Origin of the sequence: Xanthomonas sp. NCPPB 2922 (assembly GCF_041520885.1) — a bacterium.
GTDB lineage: Bacteria > Pseudomonadota > Gammaproteobacteria > Xanthomonadales > Xanthomonadaceae > Xanthomonas > Xanthomonas campestris.
Map to the genome: position 1 here is coordinate 94,141 of NZ_JBGOFY010000015.1, position 25,458 is coordinate 119,598.

The following is a 25,458-nucleotide window of genomic DNA, read 5'->3' on the forward strand; positions in this document are numbered from 1 at the left end:
TAGGGCACAATTTGGAGTTCTCCCGACTGCCCCTACCCGCATGCGCTATCCGGCTCTCGATCTGTTGCGTGGTATCGCCATCGTGTGGGTGATGCTGTTCCACGCGTTCGTGGTCGGTGGCCTGGGGCCGGAGTGGGCGTGGCTGTCGCGCTACGGCTGGATGGGCGTGGATCTGTTCTTCGTGCTGAGCGGGTTTCTGATCGGCACGCAGGTGCTGATGCCGCTGGCCAGTGGGCAGCGTCTGGATTTCACCGACTTCTACCTGCGCCGCGCTTTCCGCATCTTGCCGGCCTTCCTGGTGGTGCTGGCGGTGTACCTGGCCTGGCCGGCATTCCGCGAGTCGCCGGGCCTGGCGCCTTGGTGGATGTTTGTGACCTTTACGCTGAATCTGCTGGTCGATTACGGCCGTGACGCCGCGTTTTCGCATGCGTGGTCGTTGTGCGTGGAAGAGCATTTCTATCTGGTGTTTCCGCTGCTGGCCACGGTACTGCTGCGGCGTCCGTCGGCGTTGCGCTTTGGTGTGCTGTGCGTCGTGGTGGTCGCGGCAGGCATCGCGCTGCGTGCGGGGGTGTGGCTGCATGACAGCGCGCTGGACGCGGCCGGCGCCGGGCTGCAACGCAACTGGTTTATCGAAGACATCTATTACCCCACCTGGAACCGTCTGGACGGCCTGCTGGCCGGCGTGGTGCTGGCGGTGGTGAAGGTGTTTCGCCCGCACACCTGGCAGCGCCTGCAGCAGCGCGGCAACGCTTTCGCGCTGGCCGGTGTGGCGGTCATGGCGCTGGCGCTGTGGCTGTTCCGCGACCGAACCGGCCTGCTCGGCAATGCAGTGGGCTGGCCGGTGTTGTCGCGGGGCCTGGCATGCCTGGTGTTGGCCGGTACCGCCACCAACAGCGCGCTTGGCAGGCTGCATGTACCGGGCGCGACCTGGCTGGCAGGCATTTCGTACAGCCTGTACCTGACCCACAAGGCGGTGTTCCATGTCACCCAGACCTGGCTGGGGGAGGCGCTGGACGGGCGCGGCATCCTCGCGTTCGCCGTCTACGGCGTCTGCGCACTGCTGGCCGGGGCGTTGTTGCACTACGCAGTGGAGCGGCCGTTCCTGCGCCTGCGCGGCAGTGTGCTTCGCCGGCGCAGTTCGGCCGTGGTGGCCGAGCCGGCGTAGCGCGCTCGGCGTTGGCGCTCCTGCGTTGGGTATGCGCTACACCCTTGCTGGCCGAACAGGCGCGCAGCCGTGCGCTGTTCTCTGTCCACATCGCGCCAACAAGCAGCGGCTACCGATCGACCAACCCACCGATCTCTCGACGTATCGACGCCAATGAAGAAAGCCGCGCAATGCGCGGCTTTCTGGCTTCAGCAGTCGCGTTCATGGACGAAAGCGGGTGCAGCCACGGCCATGCACCGGCACGGCTTCAACACGCCCGCAAACGCGGCGTTCGTTCTGCCCACGCAGCGCAGTGCGGCGGCGTGATTACCGGCGATGCGCTTGGCATGCAAAGCACGCTCGCGTGCCCGCACGCATCACCGCCTCACTGCGCGTCGCGTGCAACCTGGAAGCCTGCAAACGACTGCGTCACCGGCATGATCTCCAGCCGGTTGATGTTCAAGTGCGGCGGCAGGCTGGCCACATAGAAGATCTGCTCGGCGATGTCCTCGGCCGTCATCGGCGTGGCGCCGCGGTACAGCGTGTCCGAGGCGGCCTGGTTGCCGCCGGTGCGCACCAGGGTGAATTCGGTTTCGGCCATGCCCGGTTCGATCGAGGTCACGCGCACGCCGGTGCCGTGCAGATCCGAGCGCAGGCCCAGCGAAAATTGCTGCACGAACGCCTTGGTGCCGCCGTACACATTGCCGCCGGTGTAGGGGTAGGTCGCCGCGACCGAGGCGATGTTGATGATGGCGCCGCGGCGCGCGATCAGCGCCGGCAGCAGGCGATGGGTGAGCGTCACCAGCGCGGTGACATTGGTGTCGATCATCTGCTGCCACTGGGTCAGGTCGGCCTGCTGCGCCGGTGCGGTGCCCAGCGCCAGACCAGCGTTGTTGACCAGCACGTCGATGTCGGCGAAGTCCGCCGGCAGCGCGTCGATGGCAGCGCCCAGGGCCTGTGCATCGCGCATGTCGAAGGCGGCGGTGTGCACCTGGCCTGCGGGGAGTTCAGCGGCCAGCGCCTGCAGGCGGTCGGCACGCCGGCCGGTGGCGATGACGTTCCAGCCGGCTGCAGCAAAACGGCGGACGGCGGCACTGCCGAATCCGGAAGTGGCGCCGGTGATCAGGACGGTCTTGGACATGGGGGAACTCCTGGGGACATGGGTCAGGGATGGGGAGCGGCACGTTGCGCATCGGCGGCGGCGCGCCGCGCCTCCAACATCGCCGCGCTGAGCGGTTCGCGTGTGGTGACCTGGCCGTGCTGGACGTGCAACAGCAGATACGGCAGCGACTTCGAACTGGCCTGTGCAGGAGCCGCCGCTGCATCGTGTGCGTGCTCATCAGGCAGGGCGATGAGCAGTTCGCCGTCGACCCAGTCTGCCAGCAGCGGCGCCTGGCGCTGCGGAAACAGCACCTGCAGCGGCAAGTTCGGCGGCGTGTCGGCACAGGCGCCGATCACCACGCGATCCATCAGCAGGCGCACGCCGTCCAGTCGCCAATAGGCCTGGTAGCCACGCCAATTGGCGCTGCAACCGCCCAGCGCCTGGTGCGCACTGGCGACGAAACGCTGCCAGGTGGCCTGGTCGTCGAGCACCGCAGATAACGGTTCGGCCAGCAGCGCTGCATCGCGGCCATCGATCTGGATGCGGTCGGGAATCTGCTCGGTGGCCTGCGCCGTGCAGATCAGCCCCCACAGCAGCAGCGCAGCGACCCGGCGCATCACCGGTGTTTACTGCGCCTTGATGGCGATGGCCGGCAGCCCACTGCCGGTGAGCTTCTGCTTGGCCTCGGCCAATTCGCCGGCGCTGCCGTACGGCCCCATGCGCACACGGTAGACCGTCTTGCCAGCGATGTCGGCCGACTCCACGCGTGCGGCCAGGCCCATCATCGCCAGCTTGGCCTTGGTCGACTCCGCATCGCCCGAGGCGCCGAACGAACCGGCCTGCAGGATGTAACGGGTGGTGTCGGCCACGGCCGGTGCAGCGGCCGCGCTGGCCGCCGGTTTGGCGGCGCTTGCGGCTGCCGGCGTGGTGACCGCAGCGGTGCTGGCCGGCGCCGGCGTTGCGGCCGGCCGCGCGGGCGCGGTTTCCGGCAACGGCTTGGGCGTACTGGCGGCGGTTTCGTTCAAGGGCATCGGCACGCTGGTCGTGGGTGTGGCGGCCGCGACGCTGGCCGCTGGTGCCACCCGCTTGCCTTCCAGCGCGGCGCGCGCACGCGCAGCCTCTTCGGCACGCGCGCTGGCGGCCAGTTCGGCATCGGACATCTGCACTTCCTTGCCTGGTAGCAGGGTGTAGAAGTCGTACTGCGTCTGCGCATCGCCGGGCTTGACCGCCGGCTTGGCCGGCGGCGTGCTGGGCTTGGGCAACTCGGCCGGCGTGTCGACATCGGTGTCGGCCACCGGAGCGGGCTGCGCATCCGGATTGGGCCGCGGGCCCACGCGCAGGAACCCGTCGCCGTCCTTCTTGAACAGGTTGGGGGCCGCCAGGAAGATCACGGCCGCAATCGCTGCGCCGGCGACCAACCAGACCCATCCCGGTGTGCCATTGCTGGTATTGCGTCGCGCCTGACTCTTACCGCGTCGTGCTGCCATTCACCACTTCTCCGAATCACGTCATTGCGGGCCATGCGGCCGCTGATTACATCTTTTCTGGGGCGCTGACGCCAAGCAGTTCCAGGCCGTTGGCGAGAACTTGCTGGGTGGCCACCGCGAGGGTGAGCTTGGCGTCGCGCTCGGCGGCATCGTCCACCAGCACCTTGCTGTTGTGATACCACGTGTGGAAGGCGTGCGCCAATTCACGCAGGTACTGCGCAATCTGGTACGGCTCCAGCGTCTGGCCCGCCAATTCCACCACTTCGGCGTAGCGCGACAGCTCCAGCATCAGCGCCAGCGAATGTTCGTCGTCCAGGCGTGCAAGCTCGGCCATGCCGTGGGTCTGGTCGTACTTCAGGCCTTTTTCCTGCGCCTGGCGCAGCACGCTGCAGACGCGGGCATGCGCGTACTGCACATAGAACACCGGGTTGTCGTTGCTCTGCGCACGCGCCAGGTCGATATCGAAGGTGAGCTGCGAATCGGGCTTGCGCGCAATCAGGAACCAACGCACCGCATCGGCGCTGGTTTCTTCGATCAGGTCGCGCAAGGTGACGTAGCTGCCGGCGCGCTTGGAAAGCTTCACTTCCTCGCCGCCGCGCATCACCGTGACCATCTGGTGCAGCACGTATTCCGGCCAGCCCTGCGGAATGCCCAGCTCCATCGCCTGCAGGCCGGCGCGCACGCGCGTCAGCGAGCCGTGGTGGTCGGCGCCCAGCTCGGTAATGGCGCGCTCATAGCCGCGCTGCCACTTGGTGAGGTGATAGGCCACGTCCGGCACGAAGTAGGTGTAGGTGCCGTCGGACTTGCGCATCACGCGGTCCTTGTCGTCGCCGAAGTCGGTGGACTTCAACCACAGCGCACCGCCTTCCTCGTAGGTGTGGCCGGAGGCGATCAGCTTCTGCACGGCTTCGTCGACCTTGCCGTCCTTGTACAACGAGCTTTCCAGGAAATAGATATCGAAATCGACGCGGAACGCGGCCAGGTCGTGGTTCTGCTCGTTGCGCAGGTAGGCCACGGCGAAGCGACGGATCGATTCGAGATCGGCCGGATCCCTGGTGCCGGTGACCAGGTGGCCTTCCAGGTCGACGGTGTCGCCCGCCAGATAGGCCTTTGCGACATCGGCGATGTAATCGCCGCGGTAACCGTTTTCCGGCCAGCCGGCGCTATCCGGGGTGAGGCCCTGCGCGCGCGCCTGCACCGACAACGCCAGATTCTCGATCTGCACGCCGGCATCGTTGTAGTAGAACTCGCGCTTGACGTTCCAACCATTGGCATCGAGCACGCGTGCCAGGCTGTCGCCGATCGCCGCCGCGCGGCCGTGGCCGACATGCAGCGGGCCGGTCGGGTTGGCCGAGACGTATTCCACGCCCACCGAGCGGCCGTTGCCGGCCAGCCCGCGGCCGTAGTCGTGCCCCTGCTTGATCACATGAATCACTTCGCGCTGGTAGGCGGCCGGGGTGAGATGGAAATTGATGAAGCCCGGGCCGGCAATCTCCACGCGCGCTACATCGTCACTGGCCGGCAATGCGGCCAGCAGCGCCTGGGCCAGCGCACGCGGGTTGCTGCGCGCAGCCTTGGCCAGCAGCATCGCCGCATTGGTGGCGAAATCGCCGTGCTCGCGGGTCTTGGGCCGCTCGACCACAAAATCCGGCGGCAGGGTGTCGGCGGGCAGGGTGCCATTGGCGCGCAAGGCTTCGATGCCTTGGCCGATCAGTGCGCGGAGTTGGGCTTTCACGTGGGATCTGCTTGGAACGAAACCAGCGATTTTACCCGACCGCGCGGCCGCAGGTCCGAGTGACGATTCAGGTCCCGGCGCGCAGGCTCACGGCACCCAGCCGCGCTCGGCCAGCGAGACCGGACGGCCATCCCCGATCACGAAGTGGTCGAGCAGCCGGATATCCACCAGCCCCAGGGCCTGCAGCAGGCGCTGGGTGACCGCGCGGTCGGCCTCAGACGGCTCCGGATTGCCGGAGGGATGGTTGTGGCCCACGACCACCGCCGCCGCGTTGTGCAGTAGCGCTCGCCGCACCACTTCGCGCGGATGGATCTCGGCCGCATCGATGGTGCCGGTGAACAACTCCTCGAAGGCGATCGCGCGATGGCGGCTGTCCAGGAACAGTGCCGCGAACACTTCGTAGTTGCGCGCCCGCAGCCGCTGCGAGAAGTAGCGCCCCACGCTGCTGGGATCGCTCAAGGCCTCGCCGCGCTCCAGGTCGCTGAGCAGGTGCCGGTTGGCCAGCTCCAGCGCAGCGCTCAGCTTGCAGGCCGACGCCGGCCCCAGCCCGGGCAGGCGGGCCAGCGCCTTGGCCGGGCGATCCAGCAGGCAGCGCAGCGGGCCGTGCCGGTGCAGCAGGTCGCGCGCGGTGCGCACCGCGTCCTGGCCGCGCAACCCCGAGCCGACAAAGATCGCCAGCAGCTCGGCGTCGGAGAGAACAGCGGCGCCGCGGGCCAGAAGTTTCTCGCGCGGGCGTTCGTCGGTGGGCCAGTCGTTGATGTGCATATGGCCAGATTGCCGGTGCTCATCGCCGACGCCTATCAGGCCGAACGGGGGCATCGGCTAATCTAGTTGTCCTTGTAACGGTAGGACGACTCCGACGTGACCGGCTCCACTCAGGCCCGCCCCCTGGACGGACAGCGCTTGCTGCTGTGCGTCGGCGGAGGCATTGCCGCCTACAAATCGCTCGAACTGGTCCGTCGCCTGCGCGACGCCGGTGCGCAGGTGCAGGTCGCCATGACCAGCGGCGCGCAGCACTTCGTCACCCCGCTCAGCTTCCAGGCGCTGTCTGGCCAGCCCACCCGCACCACCTTGTGGGACAGCGCTGCCGAGCAGGCCATGGGCCATATCGAACTGGCGCGTTGGGCCGACCGCGTGATCGTCGCGCCGGCCACCGCCGATCTGCTGGCGCGCCTGGCGCACGGCCTGGCCGACGACCTGGTCACCACCCTGTGCCTGGCCACCAGCGCGCCACTGACCGTGGCGCCAGCGATGAATCACCGCATGTGGCTGCACCCGGCCACCCAGGCCAATATCGCCACCTTGCGCGCGCGCGGCGTGGCGGTGGTCGGCCCGGACGACGGCCCGTTGGCCGAGGGCGAATCCGGTCCCGGCCGCTTGGCCGAGCCGGCCGCGATCATCGCGGCGCTGGCCGGTGACGATCTGCGTCAAGACGCTGCTGGCGCGTCGCCGCCGGTGTTCGTTCCCAGCAGTGCTCAACTCGAAGGCCTGCGCATCGTGATCAGCGCCGGGCCTACTTTCGAGGACCTGGACCCGGTGCGCTATGTCGGCAACCGCAGCAGCGGCAAGATGGGCTACGCGCTGGCAGCGGCGGCCGCACGCCAGGGCGCCGATGTGGTGCTGGTCAGCGGGCCGGTGCACCAGACCACGCCCGAGGGCGTGCAGCGCCTGGATGTGCGCTCGGCCGCGCAGATGCGCGATGCGGTGCTGGGCGCGTTCCCGGCCGATATCTACATTGGCGCAGCCGCGGTGGCCGACTACACGCCCAAGCGGGTGGTGTCGCAGAAGATCAAGAAGACCGGCGAGACGCTCACGCTGGAACTGGTGCGCACGCCGGACATCCTGTCCGAGGTCGCCGCGCAGACCGGTGCGCTGAAACTGGTGGTCGGTTTTGCTGCCGAAACGCACGACGTGGAGCATTACGCCCGTGGCAAGCTGGCGGCCAAGCGGCTGGACCTGATCATCGCCAATCAGGTGGGGATCGCCGGCGGTGGCTTCGAAAGCGACAACAATGCCGCCACCGCCTATTGGCAGGGCGGCGAACGTGCGTTTCCCAGCAGCAGCAAGACGGACCTGGCCGAGCAATTGCTGGCCCTGATCGCGGAGAGATTGCAGGCATGACCCAGTCCTTGCAGGTGAAGTTGCTCGACCCGCGTTTCGGCGACCTGTGGCCGTTGCCGGCCTATGCCACCGAGGCCAGCGCCGGAATGGACCTGCGCGCGGCACTGGAGGCGCCGATGACGCTGGAGCCCGGCGATGCGGCGCTGATTCCCAGCGGCATCGCCATCCATCTGGACGACCCGCAGGTCTGCGCGGTGATCCTGCCGCGCTCCGGCCTGGGCCACCGGCACGGCATCGTGCTGGGCAATGGCACCGGTCTGATCGATGCCGATTACCAAGGGCCGCTGTTGATCAGCACCTGGAACCGCGGCCGCGAGGCCTTCACCATCGAGCCGGGCGATCGCATCGCGCAGTTGGTGATCCTGCCGATCGTGCGCGTGAGCTTGCAAGTGGTGGATACTTTCGTGGACAGCGCGCGGGGAGCGGGTGGATTCGGCCACACCGGCGTGCGCTGACAGGGGAGCTTGACGATGAGCAAGGCGAACGAGCGCAGGCAGGGGATGTCGGGCGTGCGGACGAGTGGACCGGTGTTGGGCGGCATGCTGCTGCTGTTGGCCGCCTGGTTTGGCTGGAACAGCTACGCGCAATGGCGCGAGGACGCGATCGCGCAGACGCTTGAGCAGGCGCGCGACCGCGCCGTGCAGGACGTGCGTCAGGCGATGACCTCGCAGGCCGGCCAGCTGGACGCCGTGCTCAAGCAACCTCAGGTGGTGGCCGCGTTGGCCGGCGGCGATGCACTTGCCGCCGCCTCGGCGATCCGCGAGCGCTTCAAGGGCGCCGAGGATGTGCAGGTGCTGCGCGGCGACCTCAGCGCGGCGTACGACAACCCCAAAGACTTCGGCTATGCGCGGCTGAGCTTGCTCGAGTCGGCGCTGGTCGGCGAACGTGCCCAGGTGCGCGTGGTGCGCGACGCCAAGCAGGTGCGGCTGGGCGTGGCCGCCGCGGTCGCCCTGGGCGGCCAGCCGGCGGTGGCCTACGCACGGCTGCCGTTGCTTCGCCTGACTGGCCCGCTCGATGCCATTGCCGTGCCCGGGCAGGCCTATCTGGCATTGCGCCAGGGCAGCTTCAACGTGGTGGAGCAGGGCGATACCGCGCTGGCGGACGCCGCCGAAACCCTGGCCCGCCCGTTGGGCGACAGCGGCCTGCGCATCGCTGCGGCAGTGCCGCAAAGCGACAGCGGCCCGCTGGGGCTGGGCGCGCTCGGCTGCGCGATCGTGGCGGCATTGCTGCTGGTGATCGCGGTGCTGTTGGTGCTGGCCAGCCGGGGCCAGGTGGCCTTGCCGCGCCGCCGGGTGGCCGGTGATGCGGCCGCAGACGAGCCGACCTTCCGTCAGAGCCTGCAGCAGGACGCCAGCGTGGCCGGCGAGCCCCGCGCGCTGGACGCTGCCACGCCGGCGCCTGCGGCGCTGGTCCCGGCCGTGCAGGTCGCCGCAGAAATGTTCCGCGCGTACGACATCCGCGGCGTGGTGGGCAAGGATCTCAACCCCGGCATCGCCGCGCTGATCGGCCAGGCCATCGGCAGCGTGATGCAGGCACAAGGCCTGCGCGACATCGTGGTCGGCCGCGATGGACGTTTGTCTGGCCCGGAACTGACCAACGGCCTGATCGAAGGCCTGCGCCGCGCCGGTTGCAACGTCACCGACATCGGCCTGGCGCCGACGCCGGTGGTGTACTTCGGCGCCTACGAATTGCGCGCCGGCAGCTGCGTGGCGGTGACCGGCAGCCACAATCCGCCCGACTACAACGGTTTCAAGATCGTGATCGGGGGCGAGACGCTCTCCGGTGCGGCGATCACCGAGCTGCACCAGCGCATCAACGAAGGCCGCCTGCATACCGCAGCCAGCCCCGGCGAACTGGAGCAGCGCGACATCAGCGATGCCTACATCCAGCGCATTGCCGACGACGTGCAGCTGGACCGCCCGATCAAGGTGGTGGTGGACGCCGGTAATGGCGCGGCCGGCGAGATCGCGCCGCGCTTGTTGGAGGCCATCGGTGCGGAAGTGGTGCCGCTGTATTGCGAAATCGACGGCACTTTTCCCAATCACCATCCAGACCCGAGCGAGCCGCACAATCTCGGCGATCTGGTGCAGATGGTGCAGCGCTTCGATGCGGATATCGGCGTGGCCTTCGATGGCGATGCCGACCGCCTGGGCGTGGTCACCAAGGAAGGCGCCATCGTCTTCCCCGACCGCCTGCTGATGCTGTTTGCCGCCGATGTGCTGCAACGCAATCCCGGCGCGCTGGTGATCTACGACGTGAAGTGCACCGGCAAGCTGTCCGACTACGTGTTACGCAACGGCGGCAGCCCGTTGATGTGGAAGACCGGGCATTCGCTGATCAAGGCGAAGATGCGCGAAACCGATGCCGAGCTGGCCGGTGAAATGAGCGGGCACTTCTTCTTCAAGGAGCGCTGGTACGGCTTCGACGATGGCATTTATGCCGCTGCGCGCCTGCTGGAAATCCTCGCCCAGCGCGAAGAGACCCCGTCCGACGTGCTCGGCGAGCTGCCCGAAAGCGTGTCCACGCCGGAGATCAAGGTGCCGGTGGACGGCGATGCGCATGCGCTGGTGGCCCGGTTCGTGGAGCGTGCCCAGGCCGGCGAGGAGTCGCCGTTCGAGGCCGCGCGGTTGTCCACCATCGACGGGCTGCGCGCGGATTTCGGCGACGGCTGGGGCCTGGTGCGTGCGTCCAACACCACCCCGATCCTGGTGCTGCGCTTCGAAGCCGACACCGCTGTGGCGCTGGAACGCATCCGCGCGCTGTTCCGCAGCGAACTGCAGGCGCTGCTGCCGGATCACCCGCTCGCATTCTGAGCACGGCAACCGCCGAGGCACTGCGCTGGCCGCATCGGCCGCGGCCGGCGCAGTGGCGTCCTGGCCAAGCCGCGTTCTGCTCCGCAGTCTCCGCGCGCGAGGCTGCGCGTGCGTTGCTCGGCGGTGAGGAGTAGCCACTCCGCTGCGGCGACGCAGCACTGACGTGGTTGCGCGCGGCTTTCCCAGCGCACTCGCGCTGATTCCGTAGCTCAAGACGCATGGGGAAGAGCATCCGCCCGGGCTGCCGGGCACCCTCGCGCGCGAGCGCTGGCCTCTTGCGTTCGCTGATCCCGTCGCGATGATTTGCATCGCACAGTCAGCCGGCACGCCGCGTCATCGCCGTGATGCCCGGCACCGCTGTGCCACCGGCCTCACGCGGCAGCCAGACCGCATCCCAGTACGGATAGGCGCCCACGTGCGCGGCCAGTCCGGCGCGCACCGGCGCGGCCACCAGCGCACGCGCGAAGTGCCGATGGTCGTTGGGCGCAGCCAACGGCGTCAGGGTGGGTTGCGGTTGCCAGACCGTACCGCCGCGCCCGCGTGCGCGATTGACCGCCTCTGCCGCCGCCTGGCACGCGCTGCCGGCGCGGTGCAGCAGCAGCGCCGGCTGATCCGCCTGCAACAGCGCGCTCCAGTGATCGGGCAGCAACACCCAGCACAGCAATCGCGTGCCATGCCAATGGCCACTACGCGACAGGCACGCCGCTGCAGCGCGCGCGCAGCGCCAGTCAGCGAACAGCGCCACCTGCTGATGGGTGTGCACCTGCAGATGCCAAAGCCGCGCGGCGTTGGACGGCAGAGGTAGAGCGGGCAGGGGCTGGGCGCTGGGCATGCCCACAGCCTGCGTGGCAGCAACGTCGCCGCGCATCGGTGCGGCACCCACGCGCGATTAGGCAAACCCGGCAGCGCAGTGTCCGAAGACGCGCCGTTTCAGGCGCGCGCTGGCGGTGCGTCCGTCAGCAGGCGCAGCAAGCCTGTGCAGTACTCAGTGCGAGGCGCGCTCGCGCTTCCAGCCGCGGTGCTTGATGTCCAGGTACAGGCTGTAGAACGCGGTAAAGGCCGGGAACATGTTCTGCAGCACGCCCACCGAGTCCTGCTTGGCCGAAAACACGAAGTAGCTCAGCGTCATCAGGCTGCCGACCACGCTCATGTACCAGAACATGCGCGGGATCACCGGCTTGCCGGCGCGCTTGGAGGCCACGAACTGCACCAGCCAGCGGCCGCCGAACATCAGCGCGCCCACATAGCCGATCAGCTTCCAGCCGGTGACGTGCAGCCCGGTCCAATACAGCCAGGTCAGCGGTTGATCCAGCCAGTGCAGCTCCATCAGCGCTCCTCCACCGCGGTGCGCTTGCTGCGGGTGATCAGCCATGCCACGCCGCGCAGGTCGCGGATGCCCACCAGCGCCCGGTTGAGATTGTTGTACTTGGACACGCCGGCGGTGCGGTGGCGATGATGCACCGGCACGCTGATGGTGCGCCAACCGGCGCGCTGCATCAGCGCCGGCAGGTAGCGGTGCATGTGGTCGAAGTAGGGCAGGTCCAGGAACGCCTCGCGCTCGAACAGTTTGATCCCGCAGCCGGTATCGGGGGTGTTGTCCTGCAGCATGCGCGAGCGGATCGCGTTGGCCCACTTGCTGGCCCAGCGCTTGGAGCCCGAATCCTGGCGGTTGACCCGCCAGCCAGCGAACAGCTTGACCTGCGGCTCGGCCTCGGCACGCGCAATGAGCAGTTTGGGGATGTCGGCCGGGTCGTTCTGGCCATCGCCATCGAGCGTGGCGATCCAGCTCGCCCGCGCGGCCTTGACCCCGCTGCGCACCGCCGTGCTCTGCCCGCTCTGGGTGACGTGGTGCAGCACGCGCAGTTCGGGGGTGCGGGTTTTCAGCTCCTGCAACACCGCCAGCGTGTCATCGCGCGAGTGGTCGTCGACATAGACGATCTCGAAGGCGGCCACGCCGCGCAACGCGGCCACGATCTCGCCGACCAGGGGCGCCACGTTGTCGCGCTCATTGAACACGGGGACGACGACGGAAAGCTGAGGTTGGCTCATGGGAGTGTGGTGGCCCGGATGCAGGCGGAGCAAAAAAGATCGCGCATTGTGCCCTGACCATCTGAGCCGGGCATGAAGCTCAGGCGCGCGAGGCGAAATAACGTTGGCACCACTCCACCACCTGTGGCAGACCGAGCTCGACCGGCGTGGCCGGATCGAAGCCGAATGCCGCCTGCGCCCGCGAAGTGTCGGCCATGGTGCGCACCATGTCGCCTGGCTGCATCGGCCGGTAGACCTTTTCGGCCGGGCGGCCGGCCGCCTGGGCGATCACGTCGATGAAGTATTCCAGTTCCACCGGGGTGTGGTTGCCCAGGTTGAACACGCGGTGCGGCACCGGCTCGGTGCTGGGGGTATCCAGCGCGCCCAGCACGCCGGCCACGATGTCGCCCACGAAGGTGAAGTCGCGCTGCATCTTGCCGTGGTTGAACACCTCGATCGGGCGCCCGGCCAACACCGCGCGGCTGAAGATCAGCGGCGCCATGTCCGGCCGGCCCCATGGCCCGTACACGGTGAAAAAGCGCAGCCCGGTGGCGCGCAGGCCGTACAGCTGCGCATAGGTGTAGCCCATCAACTCGTTGGCCGCCTTGGTCGCGGCATACAGCGAACGTGGCTGGTCCACGCGCTGGTCTTCGGAGAACGGCGGGGTGGCCGAATCGCCGTAGACCGAGCTGCTCGACGCATACACCAGGTGCTGCACCCCGCGGTGGCGGCACAGCTCGAGCACGTTGACGAAGCCGACCAGGTTGCTGTCGACATAGGCATGCGGGTTTTCCAGCGAATAGCGCACGCCGGCCTGGGCAGCCAGGTGGACCACGCGGGTGGGCTGGATCTCGTCGAATAGCGCGGCCAGGCCTTCGCGGTCGGTGAGGTCCAGCGTGCGGATGTCGATTTGCGGGCACAGCGCGGCCACGCGGTCGTGCTTGAGCTGCGGGTCGTAGTAGCTGTTGTAGTTGTCCAGGCCCACCACGTTCTCGCCGCGCGCAGCCAGTGCGCGGCAGGTGTAGGCACCGATGAAACCGGCGGCGCCGGTGACGAGAATGGTCATGGCAATGGTCCTGAAAACGTCAAAGGGAAGGAGACAACAGCGCTCAGAACAGCCCGAAAAAGCGCTTCCTCGCCACGTTGCGGCGGCGCAGGTCGATGTCGTCCCGAATGTTGCCGGCATCGAGGCGATCCAGCAGTGCATCGCTGCCGTGGCTCAGCTTCAGCGCCATTTCTTCCGGATACAACGGCACCACCGTCATGAAGGCGATGGTCTTGTCGGCATCGATGCGCAGCTGGGCAAATGCTTGCGGCGTGCTCACCGGCGGCAGCACGATCGCGCCGTCGAAGGCGACACCCGGCGCATACGGCTCGGCCGGGTTGCCATTGGGAACGGTATGGCCGAAACCCAGCCAGGTGTCGAACTTGTGCGGCAGCCGCGCCAGGTTCTTGAGCAGGCGGATGGGCCAGTAGTGGCGCTCGTCGTCGAAGTCGCGCTGGTCGACCGGCCAATCGCCCGGCAGGCTCAGCATCAGCTCCATGTAACGCGGCGCCGCCACCCCGTCGGGCAGCGTCATCGGCAGATCGCTCATGCCCGAGGTCACCAGACGCAGATGCGGCGAGTGCGCATTGGGCGGCACGATATGCACATCCAGATGCACGGTATCGGAGAGGATTTCGTGGAACACACTCGCAATCGGACCCAGGTGCTGCTCGATGTGCGCGCTGATCTGCACGAGGCATTCTTCGCCGCGTGCCGGCTCGAAGCCGTTGGCCTGCGCGTGATGCAGGATCGGGCTGCCGGACGGGCTGATCGTCTCGTCGGCGTGGCTCATGGGCGGTGTTTGCCGTCGCTGCTGGCGCCGGTGCTGGTGCTGGTGTTGGCGACACGGCGGCCCGGCAGCGGCGCGGTTGCCCGCGTACCCGTGCGCTCGGCCGCCAGGGTTGCCTTGCGCTCGGCGCTGAAATCCCACCAATTGCGTGCCGGCTCGCCCTGCATGAAGCGCACCAGCGACAGGAAGACATCGATCACGCACGGGTCATGGGTGACGCCGGTGCGCAGGCAGAGCTGGGCGTACATATCGTAGGCATCACGGCCGTGCAGCTGCGCCGGCATCTGCTGCAGGTCCTTTTCGCAGGCCGGCCCGACGTTGGGCAGGTCGGTCAGGCGCAGCAGATGCGCGCGGTCCACTTTGGCGGGATGCATCGCTGATCCTCCTGCGCTGGCCGCGTCACCCCGTGCGGGCGCGCAAGCGTTCCAGCACGCCGTCCAGGGTGTCCAGGTCGGTGTAATGAATCACCAGCTTGCCCTTGCCGCCGCGGCCGTGGTTGAACACCACCTTGGTGCCCAACGACTCGGACAGTTCGGTTTCCAGCGAGGCGATATCGGCCTGCGGCGCAACCGTGGCCGGTTTGCCCTTGCGTAGCGACCCCGGCACCTTGCCGGCAGCGAACTGCTGCGCGCGGTGTTCCACTTCGCGCACCGACCAGCCCTGGTCGGCCGCTTCCTGCGCCAGCTTGCTGGCCAGTTCCGGCGCCAGGGTGAGCAACGCACGCGCGTGGCCCATTTCCAGGCGGCGGGTTTCCAGCAGCACGCGGATGGCCACCGGCAATTCCAGCAGGCGCAGCAGGTTGGATACCGACGCACGCGAACGGCCCACCGCTTCTGCGGCCTCGGCGTGGGTCAACGAGAACTCGTCGATCAAGCGCTGCAGCGCCTGGGCTTCTTCCAGCGGGTTCAGGTCTTCGCGCTGGATGTTTTCGATCAGCGCCATCGCGATGACGGTGCGGTCGTCGAGCTCGCGCACCACCACCGGCACCTCGGTCAGCCCGGCCAGCTGCGAGGCGCGCCAACGGCGTTCGCCGGCGACGATCTCGAACTGCCCCGGCGCCAGTTCGCGCGCCACGATCGGCTGGATCACGCCCTGCGCCTTGATCGACTCCGCCAGCTCGGCCAGCTTGACCTCGTCCATCTCCCGGCGCGGCTGGTACTTGCCCGGCTGCAGCTGGGTGACCGGCAACTGGCGCAAGGTGTCGCCGGGCTGCAGGGTGCTTTCGTCGGCGCCGGTCGGTGCCGCTGCGGCTGCCGCGCCCTTGGGTCCCAGCAGCGCTTCCAGGCCGCGGCCCAGTCCACGCTTCTTGGCAGGGGTCGGCTTGCTCATCAGATGGTCTCCATGGGCCGGACGGCCTTGTTGCGGTCGTTCTGGCGGCGCACGATCTCGCCGGCCAGGCCCAGGTAAGCCACCCCGCCGCGCGAGGTGCGGTCATAGCCCACGATGCTCTGCCCGTGACTGGGCGCCTCGGCCAGGCGCACGTTGCGCGGCACGATGGTGCGGAACACCTTGTCGCCAAAATGCTCGGTCAGCTCGGCCGACACTGCGTTGGCCAGGTTGTTGCGGATGTCGAACATCGTGCGCAGCACGCCTTCGATCTCCAGTGCCGGATTGAGGTTGGCACGCAGCGCTTCGATGGTTTCCAGCAGCGCGGTCAGCCCCTCCAGCGCGTAGTACTCGCACTGCATCGGCACGATGATCGAATCGGCCGCGGTCAGCGCGTTGAGCGTCAGCAGCGACAACGCCGGCGGGCAATCGATCAGGATGAAGTCGTATTCGTCGCGGATCGGCGCCAACGCGCGCTTGAGCCGCTGTTCGCGCTCGCCCTGGTCCATCAGCTGGATCTCGGCGGCAGTCAGATCGATGTTGCCCGGCAGCAGGTCGAAGCCTTCCGGCGCGGTGACCCGGATCTCGGCGGCGGTGTTTTCGCCCAGCAGCAGGTCGCAGGTGGAGGCGGCGACCTCGCGCTTGTCGATGCCGCTGCCCATCGTGGCGTTGCCCTGCGAGTCCAGATCCACCAGCAACACACGCTTGGGCGCGCGCGCCAGGCCGGCCGCCAGATTGACCGCGGTCGTGGTCTTGCCGACGCCGCCTTTCTGGTTGGCAATGGCGATGATCCGGGCCATGCGGGAGAGCCTCGTGGGCAAGGAGTAAGACCGGCCATTATGCGGGCTGGGCGCCGGATCGGGAAATGCGCCCCGACGGCGCTGCGTCACCCCTGCGGGCGGCGTCCGGCCGGCTCAGCCTGCCGGCGTGGCGGTGTCCTGCGCGCCCTTCATGGCTCGGTAGCGCTGCAGGATGTCGGTGATTTCGCCGTCCAGCGCGGTGCGCTGCTGCTCGAAACTGCCCTGCAGGCGCAACTGCGCCATCAGCTCGCGATGGCGCTGCTGGATGTCGCCGGCCAGCTTGTCGGCCACCGCCTGGCCGGCCAGCTCGCGGTCACCGGCGGCACGCAGCATGCTGGCCAGGCCTTCGCGCAGGCTGGTCACGTTGAAGCGCGCGGTGTGGATGTTGTTGTCGACAATGGCGATGCGCTCATTGAACACCCGGCGCAGGTCGTCCTCGCTCTGGTACGACATCAGCATTGCCTGGTCGGTGCGCTTGCGCATCTGTTCGGCGGCCAGGTCGGCCTGGCGTTGCTGCTCGCTGGCCGCAGCGGCGGCGCGCTCGTCGCTGCTCATCGCGCGCTGCACCTCGGCGCTGCGCATGCCGCTCTTGACGTTGAATTCGTCGCGCGCCTGGTTCACCGCCTCCGGCGGCAGCGTATCGCTGCAGACCCGGGCGCCGTTCTGGTTCCAGCAATAGAGTTTCTTTGCGGCCGGCTTGTCCTGCGCAACGCCGGGTGCGGCCACCACGGCGGCCGCAACGGCGGCCAGTAACGCCAAACGTGTGTGTATCGGCATCAGCGCAGCCCCCTGTCGCCTGCTATCAGCCTGTGGTGTCGGTTCCGTAGCGGCCACGATAGGCCAGCAGCGGTTCCCGGAAGCCCACAAGGTCGGCGTTTCCTGCCGCGAATGCAAGCAGGTCGGCGAGGTTGGCCACCGCGATCACCGGAATGCCGGCCTCGGCCGCCACCGCCTGCGCAGCCGAACGGCGGTCCTGCTCGGAGGCGATCTCCTGCCGGTCCAACGCCACCACGATGCCCGACGGCGTGCCGCCAGCGGCGCGAATGATGCCCAAGGCCTCGCGGATCGCGGTGCCGGCGGTGATCACGTCATCGACGATCAGCACCTTGCGGCCCTGCAGCGGCGCCCCGATCAGCGTGCCGCCTTCGCCATGGTCCTTGGCTTCCTTGCGGTTGAACGCCAGCGGCAGGTCGCGGCCCCGCCCGGCATAGGCGCAGGCCAACGCCGTCGCCAGCGGAATACCCTTGTAGGCCGGCCCGAACAGCAGGTCGAACTCCACCCCCGCCGCATCGATCGCATCGGCGTAGCACTGCGCCAGCTGCGCGGTCTTTGCGCCCGAATCGAAGCGCCCCGCATTGAAGAAATACGGGCTGAGCCGGCCGGACTTGAGCGTGAACTCGCCAAAGCGCAAGGCATCGGCATCCAGGGCCAGCTGCAGGAAACGGGTGCGGTGGTCGGTCATGGGGCGGGAATGGGGAATAGGGAGTCGGGAATGGTAAACGCATCGCAGCGCGGCAGCCTTCCTGGCGGCGCTGGGGTAGGCTTTACGATTCCCCATTCCCGACTCCCCATTCCCAGCTCTTATGCGCATCATCAGTTTCAACGCCAATGGCCTGCGGTCGGCCGCCAGCAAGGGGTTCTTCGAGTGGTTCGCCACCCAGGACGCGGATGTGCTGTGCATCCAGGAGACCAAGGCGCAGGAACATCAGCTGGCCGGGCCGGAATTCCTGCCTGCCGGCTACAAGGCCTGGTTTCGCGATGCCAGCACCAAGAAGGGCTACAGCGGCGTGGCGATCTACGCCAAGCGTGAACCCGACGAGGTGCGCACCGCGCTCGGTTGGCCGGAGTTCGACGAAGAAGGCCGCTACATCGAAGCCCGCTTCGGCAACCTCAGCGTGGTGTCGTTCTATATCCCGTCCGGCTCCTCGGGCGAGCTGCGGCAGGGCTACAAGTTCCAGGTGATGGAATGGCTGCGGCCGATCCTGGACGAGTGGCTGGCCAGCGGCCGGCAGTACGTGCTGTGCGGCGACTGGAACATCGTGCGCTCGGCGCTGGACATCAAGAACTGGAAGTCCAACCAGAAGAACTCCGGCTGCCTGCCGCCCGAGCGCGACTGGCTCAACGGCCTGTGTGCCGACCTGCTGGACGAGGCCGATGCCAGCAACGGGCGCGGCTGGGTGGACAGCTACCGCGTGCTGCATCCGCAGGGCGAGGACTACACCTGGTGGAGCAACCGCGGCGCTGCCCGCGCCAACAACGTGGGATGGCGCATCGACTACCAACTGGTCACCCCCGGGCTGCGCGACAAGGTGCAGGCCTGTTCCATCTACCGCGAGCAGCGCTTTTCCGACCACGCCCCTTACATCGTGGATTACGCGGAGTGAGCCAGTGGCAGCCATGGCGTGGTGCCGCCTCGCGCGGCGGTTATCGCTGCAGCGGCATCGCCGGGCTGTGGTGGATCGCCCGGACGACGGCTGCTAGAAGCTGGGTCGGATAAGCCGCATGCCGTCCCAGTTGCAGCAGCGCGGTGAAGGCGGCCGCCGCGCGTTCCATTCGAGGCGAAGGTTCGTCTTCGGCAGTCCGGTCCATGCGGTGAGCGGCGACAATGGCGGCCGTCGCGCTTCCCATCACTTCCACCGGACGCCGTTATGACCCCGCCCGCATCCACGTACAAAGGCCTGAGCGGCATCCAGCGCGCCTTCGCAACCCCATCGGCCGCCACCATGGCGCTGCTCGGCTTCGGCAGCGGGCTGCCGTTTCTGCTGATCGCCTCGCAAACGCTATCCACGCGCCTGCGTGATGTGGGCCTGGATCTGGGCAGTATTGGCCTGATCAGCCTGGCCAGCTTCTTCTACCTGTTGAAGTTTCTGTGGGCGCCGCTGCTCGACCGCTACGCGTTTCCGATCACGGCGTTCCTGGGCCGCCGCCGCTCGTGGCTGCTGGTCTCGCAAATGGGCGTCAGCATCGGCTTGTTCGCGCTGGCGTTCTCGCGCCCTGACATGAGCGTCACCGGCCTGGTCGCGTGGGTCCTGTTTGCCTCGTTCTGGGGGGCTACCCAGGACTCGGTGGTGGATGCCTACCGCATCGAAATCGCACCCGACACTGCGCAGGCGGCGCTGGCGGCAACCTACACGCTGGGCTACCGCATCGGGCTGATCCTTGGCGGCGCCGGCGCGCTGTACATGGCCGAATACCTCAACTGGACCTGGGCGTATCTGGCCATGGCGGGGCTGATGCTGTTGCCCATCATCACCACCTTGGTGTGCCGCGAGCCGGTGCAGCCGGAGCTCACGGTGGTGCGCCGCATCGATGTGGTGGGCGCATTCTGGCAGCCCATCTCCAGCTTTTTCTCGGGCAATGGGCTGGCGCTGGGCCTGATGTTGCTGGCGTTTGTGGGCCTGTTCAAATTTCCCGACCAGGTGATCGGCGTGATGGCGGGGCCGTTCTATCTGGATTCGGGCTACACCAAGGCCGACATCGCCACCGTGTCCAAATTGTTCGGTGTCTGGATGGGCATTGTTGGCGCGTTCGCCGGCGGTGCGGCGGTGGCGGCATTCGGTTTCCGGCGCATGCTGCTGGTTGCCGCGCTGGGTGTGGCGCTGTCCAACCTGGCCTTTCTGCTGATGGCGCAGAACCCCGGCAAGCTGTGGGCGTTCTACGCCGCGCTCAGCGCCGACAACCTGTTCCAGGGATTTGCCGGCACCGTGCTGGTGGCCTTCATGTCGTCGCTGACCAATCGCAATTTCACCGCCACCCAGTACGCGTTGCTGGTCTCGCTGGCCAACCTGCCGGGCAAGTTCGCCGGCGGTGTCTCCGGCTTTCTGGTGGAGGCCACTTCCTACAGCACCTTCTTCATCCTGAGCGCCTTGACCGTCGTCCCGACCCTGGCGCTGCTCGCCTGGCTATGGCCGCGCTTGCAGGTCCATGACCGGCGGCCGGATTGAAACCGCTGCCAAGGTTGCCGATGATGCCGGCGGGGCAGGGCATTGCACGAGGAAGGGCATGACCGATCTGGTGTTGCGTGATATCGATCCGGTGCTGGTGGACCGCATCCGCCGCATTTCCGTTGCACGGGGCTGGACCCAGCACCAGACGGTGATGCATCTGCTTGAACAAGGCCTGTTCGCCAGCGAGTACGAAGTCACCGGCGGCCTGCAACACCCGGAAGTCGATGCGCTGGCCGAAGCCATTGCCGCGCTCAAGGCGCTGCCGGCGGGCAACACCCCCTGATAGCAGGCGGACGCTGCTTTACGACGTTTTTTCTGCGAGCACTGAGTGCGGGGACACCGTCCAGGCGCGCCGACCAGATTGCTGCTTGCTCGCATCTGCATCAGCAGCAAGCGGTGCGACTGCATATCTTCAATCTGCGGCTAGTGCTGTCGCGCCATAGCTATCCAGCTAGGTGTTCGACGAGTAGACCGGTATCGCGCCCAGCTGCACCGGCTCACGACGCCACTTCCGGCTGCACGGCCCTCAGGCCGGATAAATCGCTCCCAGCAGCCGCGGCCCCGCCGCACCAGTCACCGATGGCAGATTGGCCGGCCGTCCGGCCAGGAGCTCGGCGGCCAGCCAGGCAAAGCCCATCGCCTCCAGGTAATCCGGATCCAGCCCATGGCGCGCGCTGGACTCCACCACCACGCCAGGCAGGCGCGCGGCCAGCCGCGCCAGCAGCACCGGGTTGCGCACGCCGCCGCCGCAGACCAGTACGCGGCGCGTTGTCGGCTGGTGGCGCAGCAACGCATCGGCCACCGTGGCCGCCGTCAATTCCAGCAAGGTGGCCTGCACATCGGCCGGGCGCAGCGTCGCGGTGCCCATGGCCTGCAGTGCCCACGCCAGGTGAAATTGCTCACGGCCGGTGCTCTTGGGCGGCGGCAGTGCGAACCACGGGTCGGCCAACAGCGCCTGTAGCAACGCCGCATCGACCTTGCCGCTGACGGCAAACGCGCCGTCGGCGTCGAACGGCGTGCCTCGGTGCTGCTGGCACCAGCTATCGAGCAAGGCATTGGCGGGGCCGGTGTCAAATCCCCGCACCGCGCCGTCGCGCGGGATCAGCGTCAGGTTGCCGATGCCGCCCAGGTTGAGCACCGCACGGTCTTCGTCGCTGGCACCCAGCATCGCCAGGTGGAAGGCCGGCATCAGCGGCGCGCCCTGGCCGCCGGCCGCCACATCGCGCCGGCGGAAATCGGCCGCCGTGGTAATGCCGGTGTGTTCGGCGATCCGGCTGGCGTCGCCAATCTGCCAGGTGAAGGACGGGTCGGCCTGTGGCCGGTGGCGGATGGTCTGCCCGTGCGAGCCGATCGCGCGGATCTGCTCGCGCGCCACGCCGGCCTCGGCAATCAGCTGATTGGCCGCGTCTGCAAACGCCAGCCCAACCTGCGCGTCCAGGCGGCCCAAGCGGTCGATCGCCATCTGCTCGGCGCCCTGGCCGAGCGCGACCAACGCTTCGCGCAACTGCGGCTCCCAGCCCACCGTGATCCCAGCGACCAGTTCGCAGCGGCGGTGGCTGGCGTTGTCGAAGCGCACCAACGCCGCATCGATGCCGTCAGCACTGGTGCCTGACATCAAGCCGAGATAGAGCGGGGAGTGCGTGTGTGTCGGAGCAGACATGCCGGAGCCAGGTGCGGAGCGGTCAGGCAGCTTGTGCAGCGAGGGCAGGGCCGTCAACCGGGCGTTGGCCGAAGCGCGGTGGTTCGGGTCTGGCGGCCAGGTGTTGGCCGCCGTGCACCACCGTCTGCGCCTGGGCAACCGCGCTCGCAGGAGCTAAAGCGCGCCGCGAGCGCTGATCAATCGGCCACCAGGGCAGGCCGCCCTCAGCTGCGCGGCTTGCCCTTGGCAGGCTTGCCGGCGTCGGCGTAGATCAACTTCTCCATGCCTTCGATACGTGCCATCGCCGGCGCGGTCTGCGCGCGGAAGGCTGCGAGCTCGGCGCCCTGCAGCGGCTCCGGTGGCGGCATCGTCACCGACATCGGGTTGCGCTGCTGCCCGCCAACGCGGAATTCATAATGCAGATGCGGCCCGGTCGCCAAGCCGGTCATGCCGACATACCCGATCACCGTACCCTGGTTGATGCGCTGGCCGGCCTTGACCTTGCCAAACCGCGACATATGGCCGTACAGCGTGCTGTAGTTCTTGCCATGGTCCAGGATCACCACGTTGCCGTAGCCACGCTGGGTGCCCACGAACACCACCCGCGCATCGCCCGCCGCCATGATCGGCGTACCGGAAGCGGCCGCGTAGTCCACGCCCTTGTGCATGCGCATCGTGCCCAGTACCGGGTGCTTGCGTGCGCCAAAGGTCGAGCTGATCCGGCTATAAGCCACCGGCATGCGGATGAAGCTCTTCTTCAGCGGGCGCCCGGTGATGTCGAAATATTCCGCCGGCTTGCCTGCGCGCTCGAAGCGGAAGCCGGTATAGGTCTTGCCGCCGGTGGTGAAGGTGGCCGCCAGGATGTCGCCGGTGCTGATCCGCTCGCCTTCGCGCCAGGTCTCGTCCATCACCACGCTGAAGCGGTCGCCCGGCTGCAGATCCTTATCGAAGTCGATGTCGTACTTGAAGATATCGTCGGTCATCACCGCGACCGCCGCCGGGGAGAGCCCGGATTTGCTGGCCGAGGCATACAGCGAGCTGGTGATCTCGCCGCTGGCCACCACCGTGCGGGTGCTGGTCGCCCGCTCGGTGACGTTCTCGCGCACGCTGTCGCCCAGCAGGCGCAGCTCCACCCGGTGACTGTCGTCGCGATCGAAGCGCAGCGCCCGCAACTCACCGGGGGTGGGCATGTCGAAGGCGATTTCCGTGCCGGGGCGCAGCTTGGTCAGCGCCTCCTTGGTCCCCGGATGCGCCAGCACCTGGTACATCACGGTCGTCGGAATGCCCAGCTCCCCGAACAGGGTGCTTAGCGTCTGCCCGGACTTGACCTTGAGGATCTCCCAGTCGGTGCCCGGCCCCAGTGCCTTGCGGCTGGGTACCAGCGGCGGCAGCGGCAGTGCCAAGGTGGCATGGCTGGAAAGCGGCGCATCGATGGCATTGGAAAAGCCCGGCACGATCGTCGCCACCATCGCGCCGATCGTCGCGAACAGGCTGGCATGGATCCAGTGGCGGCGCGTCCAGCGGTCATTGAACGCCGCCGGCAGGTGTTCCTTGAGCTTGCGATGCAGTGCAGTGTCGTGGAGGACGTGGAGGCGTTCTTGGAAGCGCCGCTTGCGTGCACGGCCCTGCTCTGAGTTCTGCATCGTTGGAAGTCTCCGGGACGGCTCGAAGTGCGAGCCCAAACGCCGGTACCATAGACAGCGATCAACAGCGCGTCAAACCATTGAGCCTGTTCATTATTTTCACTTGGCGCGGTATTAACCTGCGTTTAACTTAATTCATGTTGTTGACGGCGAACGCCGCTGGAGTCTGTGGTTGGCCACTATCGATGAATCCCTTGCGCTCATTGGCCGCGGTGCCGAGGAGATCCTCAAGCTTGAGCAGCTCGAAGCGCGCCTGACCTCCGGTGTGCCGTTGCGGGTGAAGGCCGGTTTCGATCCCACCGCACCGGATCTGCATCTCGGCCACACCGTGTTGCTCAACAAGATGCGCCAGTTCCAGGAGCTGGGGCACCAGGTGATTTTCCTGATCGGCGACTTCACCGGCATGATCGGCGACCCGAGCGGCAAGAACGTCACCCGCAAGCCGCTCAGCCGTGAGGACGTGCTCGCCAATGCACGGACCTATGAAGAGCAGGTCTTCAAGATCCTGGACCGCACGCGGACCGAGGTGCGCTTCAACTCCGAATGGTTCGGCCAGATGAGTGCGGCGGACATGATCAAGCTGTCCGCCCAGCACACCGTGGCGCGCATGCTCGAGCGCGACGACTTCGCCAAGCGCTTTGCCGGCCAGCAGCCGATCGCCATCCACGAATTTCTGTATCCGCTGGTGCAGGGCTATGACTCGGTGGCCCTCAAGGCGGACGTCGAGCTCGGCGGCACCGACCAGACATTCAACCTGCTGATGGGGCGCGGTCTGCAGGAGCACTACGGTCAGGCGCCGCAGGTCGTGCTGACCATGCCACTGCTGGAAGGCCTGGACGGCGTCGCCAAGATGTCCAAATCCCTGGGCAACTACATCGGCATCAACGAGCCGGCCATCGACATCGTCACCAAGACCATGAAGATCGGTGATGCACTGACCTGGCGCTGGATCGACCTGCTCTCCTTCGACATCAGCGTTGCCGAGGCTGCCCGTCTCAAAGAAGAGGTCGCCGCCGGCAACCTGCATCCGCGCGACGTCAAACTGCGCCTGGCCCGGGAGCTGGCCACCCGTTTCCACGATGCAGCCACTGCTGAGCAGGCCATCGCCGGCTGGCATGCCGTAGTGACCGGGCAGGGCGACACCAGCGTGTTGGCGCTCCAGCAGGTCAGCGTTCCCGCAGCAGGCCTGCGGATCGCCAGTTTGCTCACTGCGGCCGGGCTGACACCCAGCAACTCCGAAGCCACCCGCAAGCTCAAGGAGCGGGCAGTCAAGATCGACGGCGAAGTGGTCGACGACCTCGCTCGCCAGTTCGGCCCCGGCTTTGAGGGCGTCATCCAGGTGGGCAAGCGCAACTTTGCCCGCGTTGCGTTGGTAACCAGCTGAGTTGCCTGGGTCGAACAGGGATGATGCAGGCAACTGATCTGTGCCGCTCGCGGCTATCTATATAGAGCGTCGTCAGCGCCTCAGCGTTTGATGAGCTAATTGATCAAATCGGCAGTCTCTATAGATAGGAAACGTGCGTCAGGCGGCTAGCAACGTGCGCCCGTGCACGCTTCCAAACTCGCGGCAAGGATCAGTGAAATTTTTTTCACAAACCCCTTCCCAAATGCGTTTGACCGGCCCATAATTCGCCTCCCCCGACGCAACGGCCCCGCAGACGCGGAACCAGCGCAAAGGGCTCGAAAACAGCCTGAGATTAGGGTGTTGACGAAACGGAAAAGCCGGCTATGATGGGCGGCTAGCTACACGGAAAGACGCTACGGCGGATTGATGTGCAGCGGCGGCAACGTCCTCTTCACGAGGGGTTGACGAGGATGAAAAGCCTGCTAATATGGCT

Annotated in this window: 26 protein-coding genes and 1 pseudogene; 9 read left to right on the top strand and 18 right to left on the bottom strand. The window is 67.4% G+C overall.

All coding sequences use genetic code 11. The features are described 5' to 3' along the window. Window positions 1-40: 40 nt before the first annotated feature. Both ACD584_RS16180 and ACD584_RS16185 read left to right on the top strand, forming a co-directional pair. Window positions 41-1,165 carry an acyltransferase gene (locus ACD584_RS16180; RefSeq protein ID WP_076035840.1) on the top strand — a complete coding sequence of 375 codons (1,125 nt, stop codon included), beginning with the start codon at window positions 41-43 and terminating at the stop codon, window positions 1,163-1,165. Between the two features lie 153 nt (window positions 1,166-1,318). Further along, entirely contained in the window at window positions 1,319-1,471 is a 153-nt protein-coding gene (locus ACD584_RS16185; protein ID WP_175611482.1) for a hypothetical protein, read from the top strand. Window positions 1,472-1,529: 58 nt separating this feature from the next. Here ACD584_RS16185 and ACD584_RS16190 read toward each other — a convergent pair whose 3' ends face one another. The 5 genes from ACD584_RS16190 to radC form a co-directional block, all read right to left on the bottom strand. Continuing rightward, window positions 1,530-2,285: an SDR family NAD(P)-dependent oxidoreductase gene (locus ACD584_RS16190; protein ID WP_070693708.1), complete on the bottom strand. Its 756-nt coding sequence runs from the start codon at window positions 2,283-2,285 to the stop codon at window positions 1,530-1,532. Window positions 2,286-2,308: 23 nt separating this feature from the next. Beyond that, entirely contained in the window at window positions 2,309-2,866 is a 558-nt protein-coding gene (locus ACD584_RS16195; RefSeq protein WP_076035841.1) for a hypothetical protein, read from the bottom strand. 6 nt (window positions 2,867-2,872) lie between these two features. Beyond that, complete coding sequence (locus ACD584_RS16200) at window positions 2,873-3,733, bottom strand: SPOR domain-containing protein (protein WP_076035842.1); 861 nt, start codon at window positions 3,731-3,733, stop codon at window positions 2,873-2,875. Between the two features lie 46 nt (window positions 3,734-3,779). Further along, a complete protein-coding gene (argS, locus tag ACD584_RS16205) occupies window positions 3,780-5,468 on the bottom strand; it encodes an arginine--tRNA ligase (protein WP_076035843.1) in 1,689 nt (562 codons plus the stop codon). An 87-nt stretch (window positions 5,469-5,555) separates the two neighbouring features. Then, entirely contained in the window at window positions 5,556-6,233 is a 678-nt protein-coding gene (gene radC, locus ACD584_RS16210; RefSeq protein WP_011038935.1) for a DNA repair protein RadC, read from the bottom strand. Between the two features lie 96 nt (window positions 6,234-6,329). Between radC and coaBC the strand changes: the two genes are divergently transcribed. From coaBC to ACD584_RS16225, 3 genes are read left to right on the top strand one after another with little or no spacing between them, the layout of a single operon-like run. After that, the gene (gene coaBC, locus ACD584_RS16215) at window positions 6,330-7,589 is read left to right on the top strand and encodes a bifunctional phosphopantothenoylcysteine decarboxylase/phosphopantothenate--cysteine ligase CoaBC (protein ID WP_076035844.1); all 1,260 of its coding nucleotides are present in this window, start codon (window positions 6,330-6,332) and stop codon (window positions 7,587-7,589) included. Beyond that, entirely contained in the window at window positions 7,577-8,044 is a 468-nt protein-coding gene (gene dut / locus ACD584_RS16220; protein ID WP_029217103.1) for a dUTP diphosphatase, read from the top strand. The genes coaBC and dut overlap by 13 nt, the downstream gene beginning before the upstream one ends. A 15-nt stretch (window positions 8,045-8,059) precedes the next feature. Next, window positions 8,060-10,402, top strand: a complete 2,343-nt coding sequence (locus ACD584_RS16225) for a phosphomannomutase/phosphoglucomutase (protein ID WP_175611483.1) — start codon at window positions 8,060-8,062, stop codon at window positions 10,400-10,402. 316 nt (window positions 10,403-10,718) lie between these two features. Here the strand turns inward: ACD584_RS16225 and ACD584_RS16230 are convergent, their stop codons facing one another. The 10 genes and pseudogenes from ACD584_RS16230 to pyrE form a co-directional block, all read right to left on the bottom strand. Next, the gene (locus tag ACD584_RS16230; protein WP_372357312.1) at window positions 10,719-11,285 is read right to left on the bottom strand and encodes a hypothetical protein; all 567 of its coding nucleotides are present in this window, start codon (window positions 11,283-11,285) and stop codon (window positions 10,719-10,721) included. Between the two features lie 102 nt (window positions 11,286-11,387). Further along, a complete protein-coding gene (locus ACD584_RS16235; RefSeq protein ID WP_011038930.1) occupies window positions 11,388-11,729 on the bottom strand; it encodes a lipid-A-disaccharide synthase N-terminal domain-containing protein in 342 nt (113 codons plus the stop codon). Then, window positions 11,729-12,451 carry a glycosyltransferase family 2 protein gene (locus ACD584_RS16240; protein ID WP_076035845.1) on the bottom strand — a complete coding sequence of 241 codons (723 nt, stop codon included), beginning with the start codon at window positions 12,449-12,451 and terminating at the stop codon, window positions 11,729-11,731. The genes ACD584_RS16235 and ACD584_RS16240 overlap by 1 nt, the downstream gene beginning before the upstream one ends. A 79-nt stretch (window positions 12,452-12,530) precedes the next feature. Then, window positions 12,531-13,496, bottom strand: a complete 966-nt coding sequence (locus ACD584_RS16245) for an SDR family NAD(P)-dependent oxidoreductase (protein ID WP_076035846.1) — start codon at window positions 13,494-13,496, stop codon at window positions 12,531-12,533. Window positions 13,497-13,539: 43 nt separating this feature from the next. Beyond that, window positions 13,540-14,268, bottom strand: a complete 729-nt coding sequence (locus ACD584_RS16250) for a suppressor of fused domain protein (protein WP_076035847.1) — start codon at window positions 14,266-14,268, stop codon at window positions 13,540-13,542. A 95-nt stretch (window positions 14,269-14,363) separates the two neighbouring features. Next, a pseudogene (locus ACD584_RS16255) lies at window positions 14,364-14,639 on the bottom strand (helix-hairpin-helix domain-containing protein); the annotation flags it as partial. Window positions 14,640-14,664: 25 nt separating this feature from the next. Then, window positions 14,665-15,594, bottom strand: a complete 930-nt coding sequence (locus ACD584_RS16260) for a ParB/RepB/Spo0J family partition protein (RefSeq protein ID WP_076035849.1) — start codon at window positions 15,592-15,594, stop codon at window positions 14,665-14,667. Then, window positions 15,594-16,391 (bottom strand): ParA family protein, encoded by a 798-nt coding sequence (locus ACD584_RS16265; protein WP_075286268.1) that lies wholly within the window; start codon window positions 16,389-16,391, stop codon window positions 15,594-15,596. Before ACD584_RS16265 ends, ACD584_RS16260 begins: the two co-directional genes overlap by 1 nt. A 114-nt stretch (window positions 16,392-16,505) precedes the next feature. Beyond that, complete coding sequence (locus ACD584_RS16270; protein WP_012439447.1) at window positions 16,506-17,168, bottom strand: hypothetical protein; 663 nt, start codon at window positions 17,166-17,168, stop codon at window positions 16,506-16,508. Between the two features lie 25 nt (window positions 17,169-17,193). Then, the gene (gene pyrE, locus ACD584_RS16275; RefSeq protein WP_011038922.1) at window positions 17,194-17,853 is read right to left on the bottom strand and encodes an orotate phosphoribosyltransferase; all 660 of its coding nucleotides are present in this window, start codon (window positions 17,851-17,853) and stop codon (window positions 17,194-17,196) included. A gap of 121 nt (window positions 17,854-17,974) precedes the next feature. On the opposite strand from pyrE, the gene ACD584_RS16280 reads away from it, so the two are divergent. After that, the gene (locus tag ACD584_RS16280; RefSeq protein ID WP_070693687.1) at window positions 17,975-18,775 is read left to right on the top strand and encodes an exodeoxyribonuclease III; all 801 of its coding nucleotides are present in this window, start codon (window positions 17,975-17,977) and stop codon (window positions 18,773-18,775) included. A 40-nt stretch (window positions 18,776-18,815) separates the two neighbouring features. Here ACD584_RS16280 and ACD584_RS16285 read toward each other — a convergent pair whose 3' ends face one another. Continuing rightward, a complete protein-coding gene (locus ACD584_RS16285) occupies window positions 18,816-19,019 on the bottom strand; it encodes a hypothetical protein (RefSeq protein WP_076035850.1) in 204 nt (67 codons plus the stop codon). Between the two features lie 20 nt (window positions 19,020-19,039). On the opposite strand from ACD584_RS16285, the gene ACD584_RS16290 reads away from it, so the two are divergent. Further along, entirely contained in the window at window positions 19,040-20,335 is a 1,296-nt protein-coding gene (locus ACD584_RS16290) for an MFS transporter (RefSeq protein ID WP_175611484.1), read from the top strand. A 58-nt stretch (window positions 20,336-20,393) separates the two neighbouring features. Continuing rightward, window positions 20,394-20,621, top strand: a complete 228-nt coding sequence (locus ACD584_RS16295; RefSeq protein ID WP_011038919.1) for a hypothetical protein — start codon at window positions 20,394-20,396, stop codon at window positions 20,619-20,621. Window positions 20,622-20,864: 243 nt separating this feature from the next. Here the strand turns inward: ACD584_RS16295 and ACD584_RS16300 are convergent, their stop codons facing one another. After that, entirely contained in the window at window positions 20,865-21,998 is a 1,134-nt protein-coding gene (locus tag ACD584_RS16300; RefSeq protein ID WP_076037706.1) for an anhydro-N-acetylmuramic acid kinase, read from the bottom strand. 203 nt (window positions 21,999-22,201) lie between these two features. Continuing rightward, window positions 22,202-23,620: a M23 family metallopeptidase gene (locus ACD584_RS16305; protein WP_011038917.1), complete on the bottom strand. Its 1,419-nt coding sequence runs from the start codon at window positions 23,618-23,620 to the stop codon at window positions 22,202-22,204. A 172-nt stretch (window positions 23,621-23,792) separates the two neighbouring features. Between ACD584_RS16305 and tyrS the strand changes: the two genes are divergently transcribed. Beyond that, on the top strand, window positions 23,793-25,004 hold the full coding sequence (gene tyrS, locus ACD584_RS16310; protein ID WP_076035851.1) for a tyrosine--tRNA ligase: 1,212 nt from the start codon (window positions 23,793-23,795) through the stop codon (window positions 25,002-25,004). Window positions 25,005-25,458 lie beyond the last annotated feature (454 nt).

Coding starts and splice junctions, on each gene's coding strand:
- ACD584_RS16180 (WP_076035840.1), top strand. CDS start 41: ATGCGCTATCCGGCTCTCGATCTGTTGCGTGGTATCGCCATCGTGTGG.
- ACD584_RS16185 (WP_175611482.1), top strand. CDS start 1,319: ATGAAGAAAGCCGCGCAATGCGCGGCTTTCTGGCTTCAGCAGTCGCGT.
- ACD584_RS16190 (WP_070693708.1), bottom strand. CDS start 2,285: ATGTCCAAGACCGTCCTGATCACCGGCGCCACTTCCGGATTCGGCAGT.
- ACD584_RS16200 (WP_076035842.1), bottom strand. CDS start 3,733: ATGGCAGCACGACGCGGTAAGAGTCAGGCGCGACGCAATACCAGCAAT.
- radC (WP_011038935.1), bottom strand. CDS start 6,233: ATGCACATCAACGACTGGCCCACCGACGAACGCCCGCGCGAGAAACTT.
- ACD584_RS16225 (WP_175611483.1), top strand. CDS start 8,060: ATGAGCAAGGCGAACGAGCGCAGGCAGGGGATGTCGGGCGTGCGGACG.
- ACD584_RS16235 (WP_011038930.1), bottom strand. CDS start 11,729: ATGGAGCTGCACTGGCTGGATCAACCGCTGACCTGGCTGTATTGGACC.
- ACD584_RS16240 (WP_076035845.1), bottom strand. CDS start 12,451: ATGAGCCAACCTCAGCTTTCCGTCGTCGTCCCCGTGTTCAATGAGCGC.
- ACD584_RS16245 (WP_076035846.1), bottom strand. CDS start 13,496: ATGACCATTCTCGTCACCGGCGCCGCCGGTTTCATCGGTGCCTACACC.
- ACD584_RS16250 (WP_076035847.1), bottom strand. CDS start 14,268: ATGAGCCACGCCGACGAGACGATCAGCCCGTCCGGCAGCCCGATCCTG.
- ACD584_RS16260 (WP_076035849.1), bottom strand. CDS start 15,594: ATGAGCAAGCCGACCCCTGCCAAGAAGCGTGGACTGGGCCGCGGCCTG.
- ACD584_RS16265 (WP_075286268.1), bottom strand. CDS start 16,391: ATGGCCCGGATCATCGCCATTGCCAACCAGAAAGGCGGCGTCGGCAAG.
- ACD584_RS16270 (WP_012439447.1), bottom strand. CDS start 17,168: ATGCCGATACACACACGTTTGGCGTTACTGGCCGCCGTTGCGGCCGCC.
- pyrE (WP_011038922.1), bottom strand. CDS start 17,853: ATGACCGACCACCGCACCCGTTTCCTGCAGCTGGCCCTGGATGCCGAT.
- ACD584_RS16280 (WP_070693687.1), top strand. CDS start 17,975: ATGCGCATCATCAGTTTCAACGCCAATGGCCTGCGGTCGGCCGCCAGC.
- ACD584_RS16285 (WP_076035850.1), bottom strand. CDS start 19,019: ATGGGAAGCGCGACGGCCGCCATTGTCGCCGCTCACCGCATGGACCGG.
- ACD584_RS16290 (WP_175611484.1), top strand. CDS start 19,040: ATGACCCCGCCCGCATCCACGTACAAAGGCCTGAGCGGCATCCAGCGC.
- ACD584_RS16295 (WP_011038919.1), top strand. CDS start 20,394: ATGACCGATCTGGTGTTGCGTGATATCGATCCGGTGCTGGTGGACCGC.
- ACD584_RS16300 (WP_076037706.1), bottom strand. CDS start 21,998: ATGTCTGCTCCGACACACACGCACTCCCCGCTCTATCTCGGCTTGATG.
- ACD584_RS16305 (WP_011038917.1), bottom strand. CDS start 23,620: ATGCAGAACTCAGAGCAGGGCCGTGCACGCAAGCGGCGCTTCCAAGAA.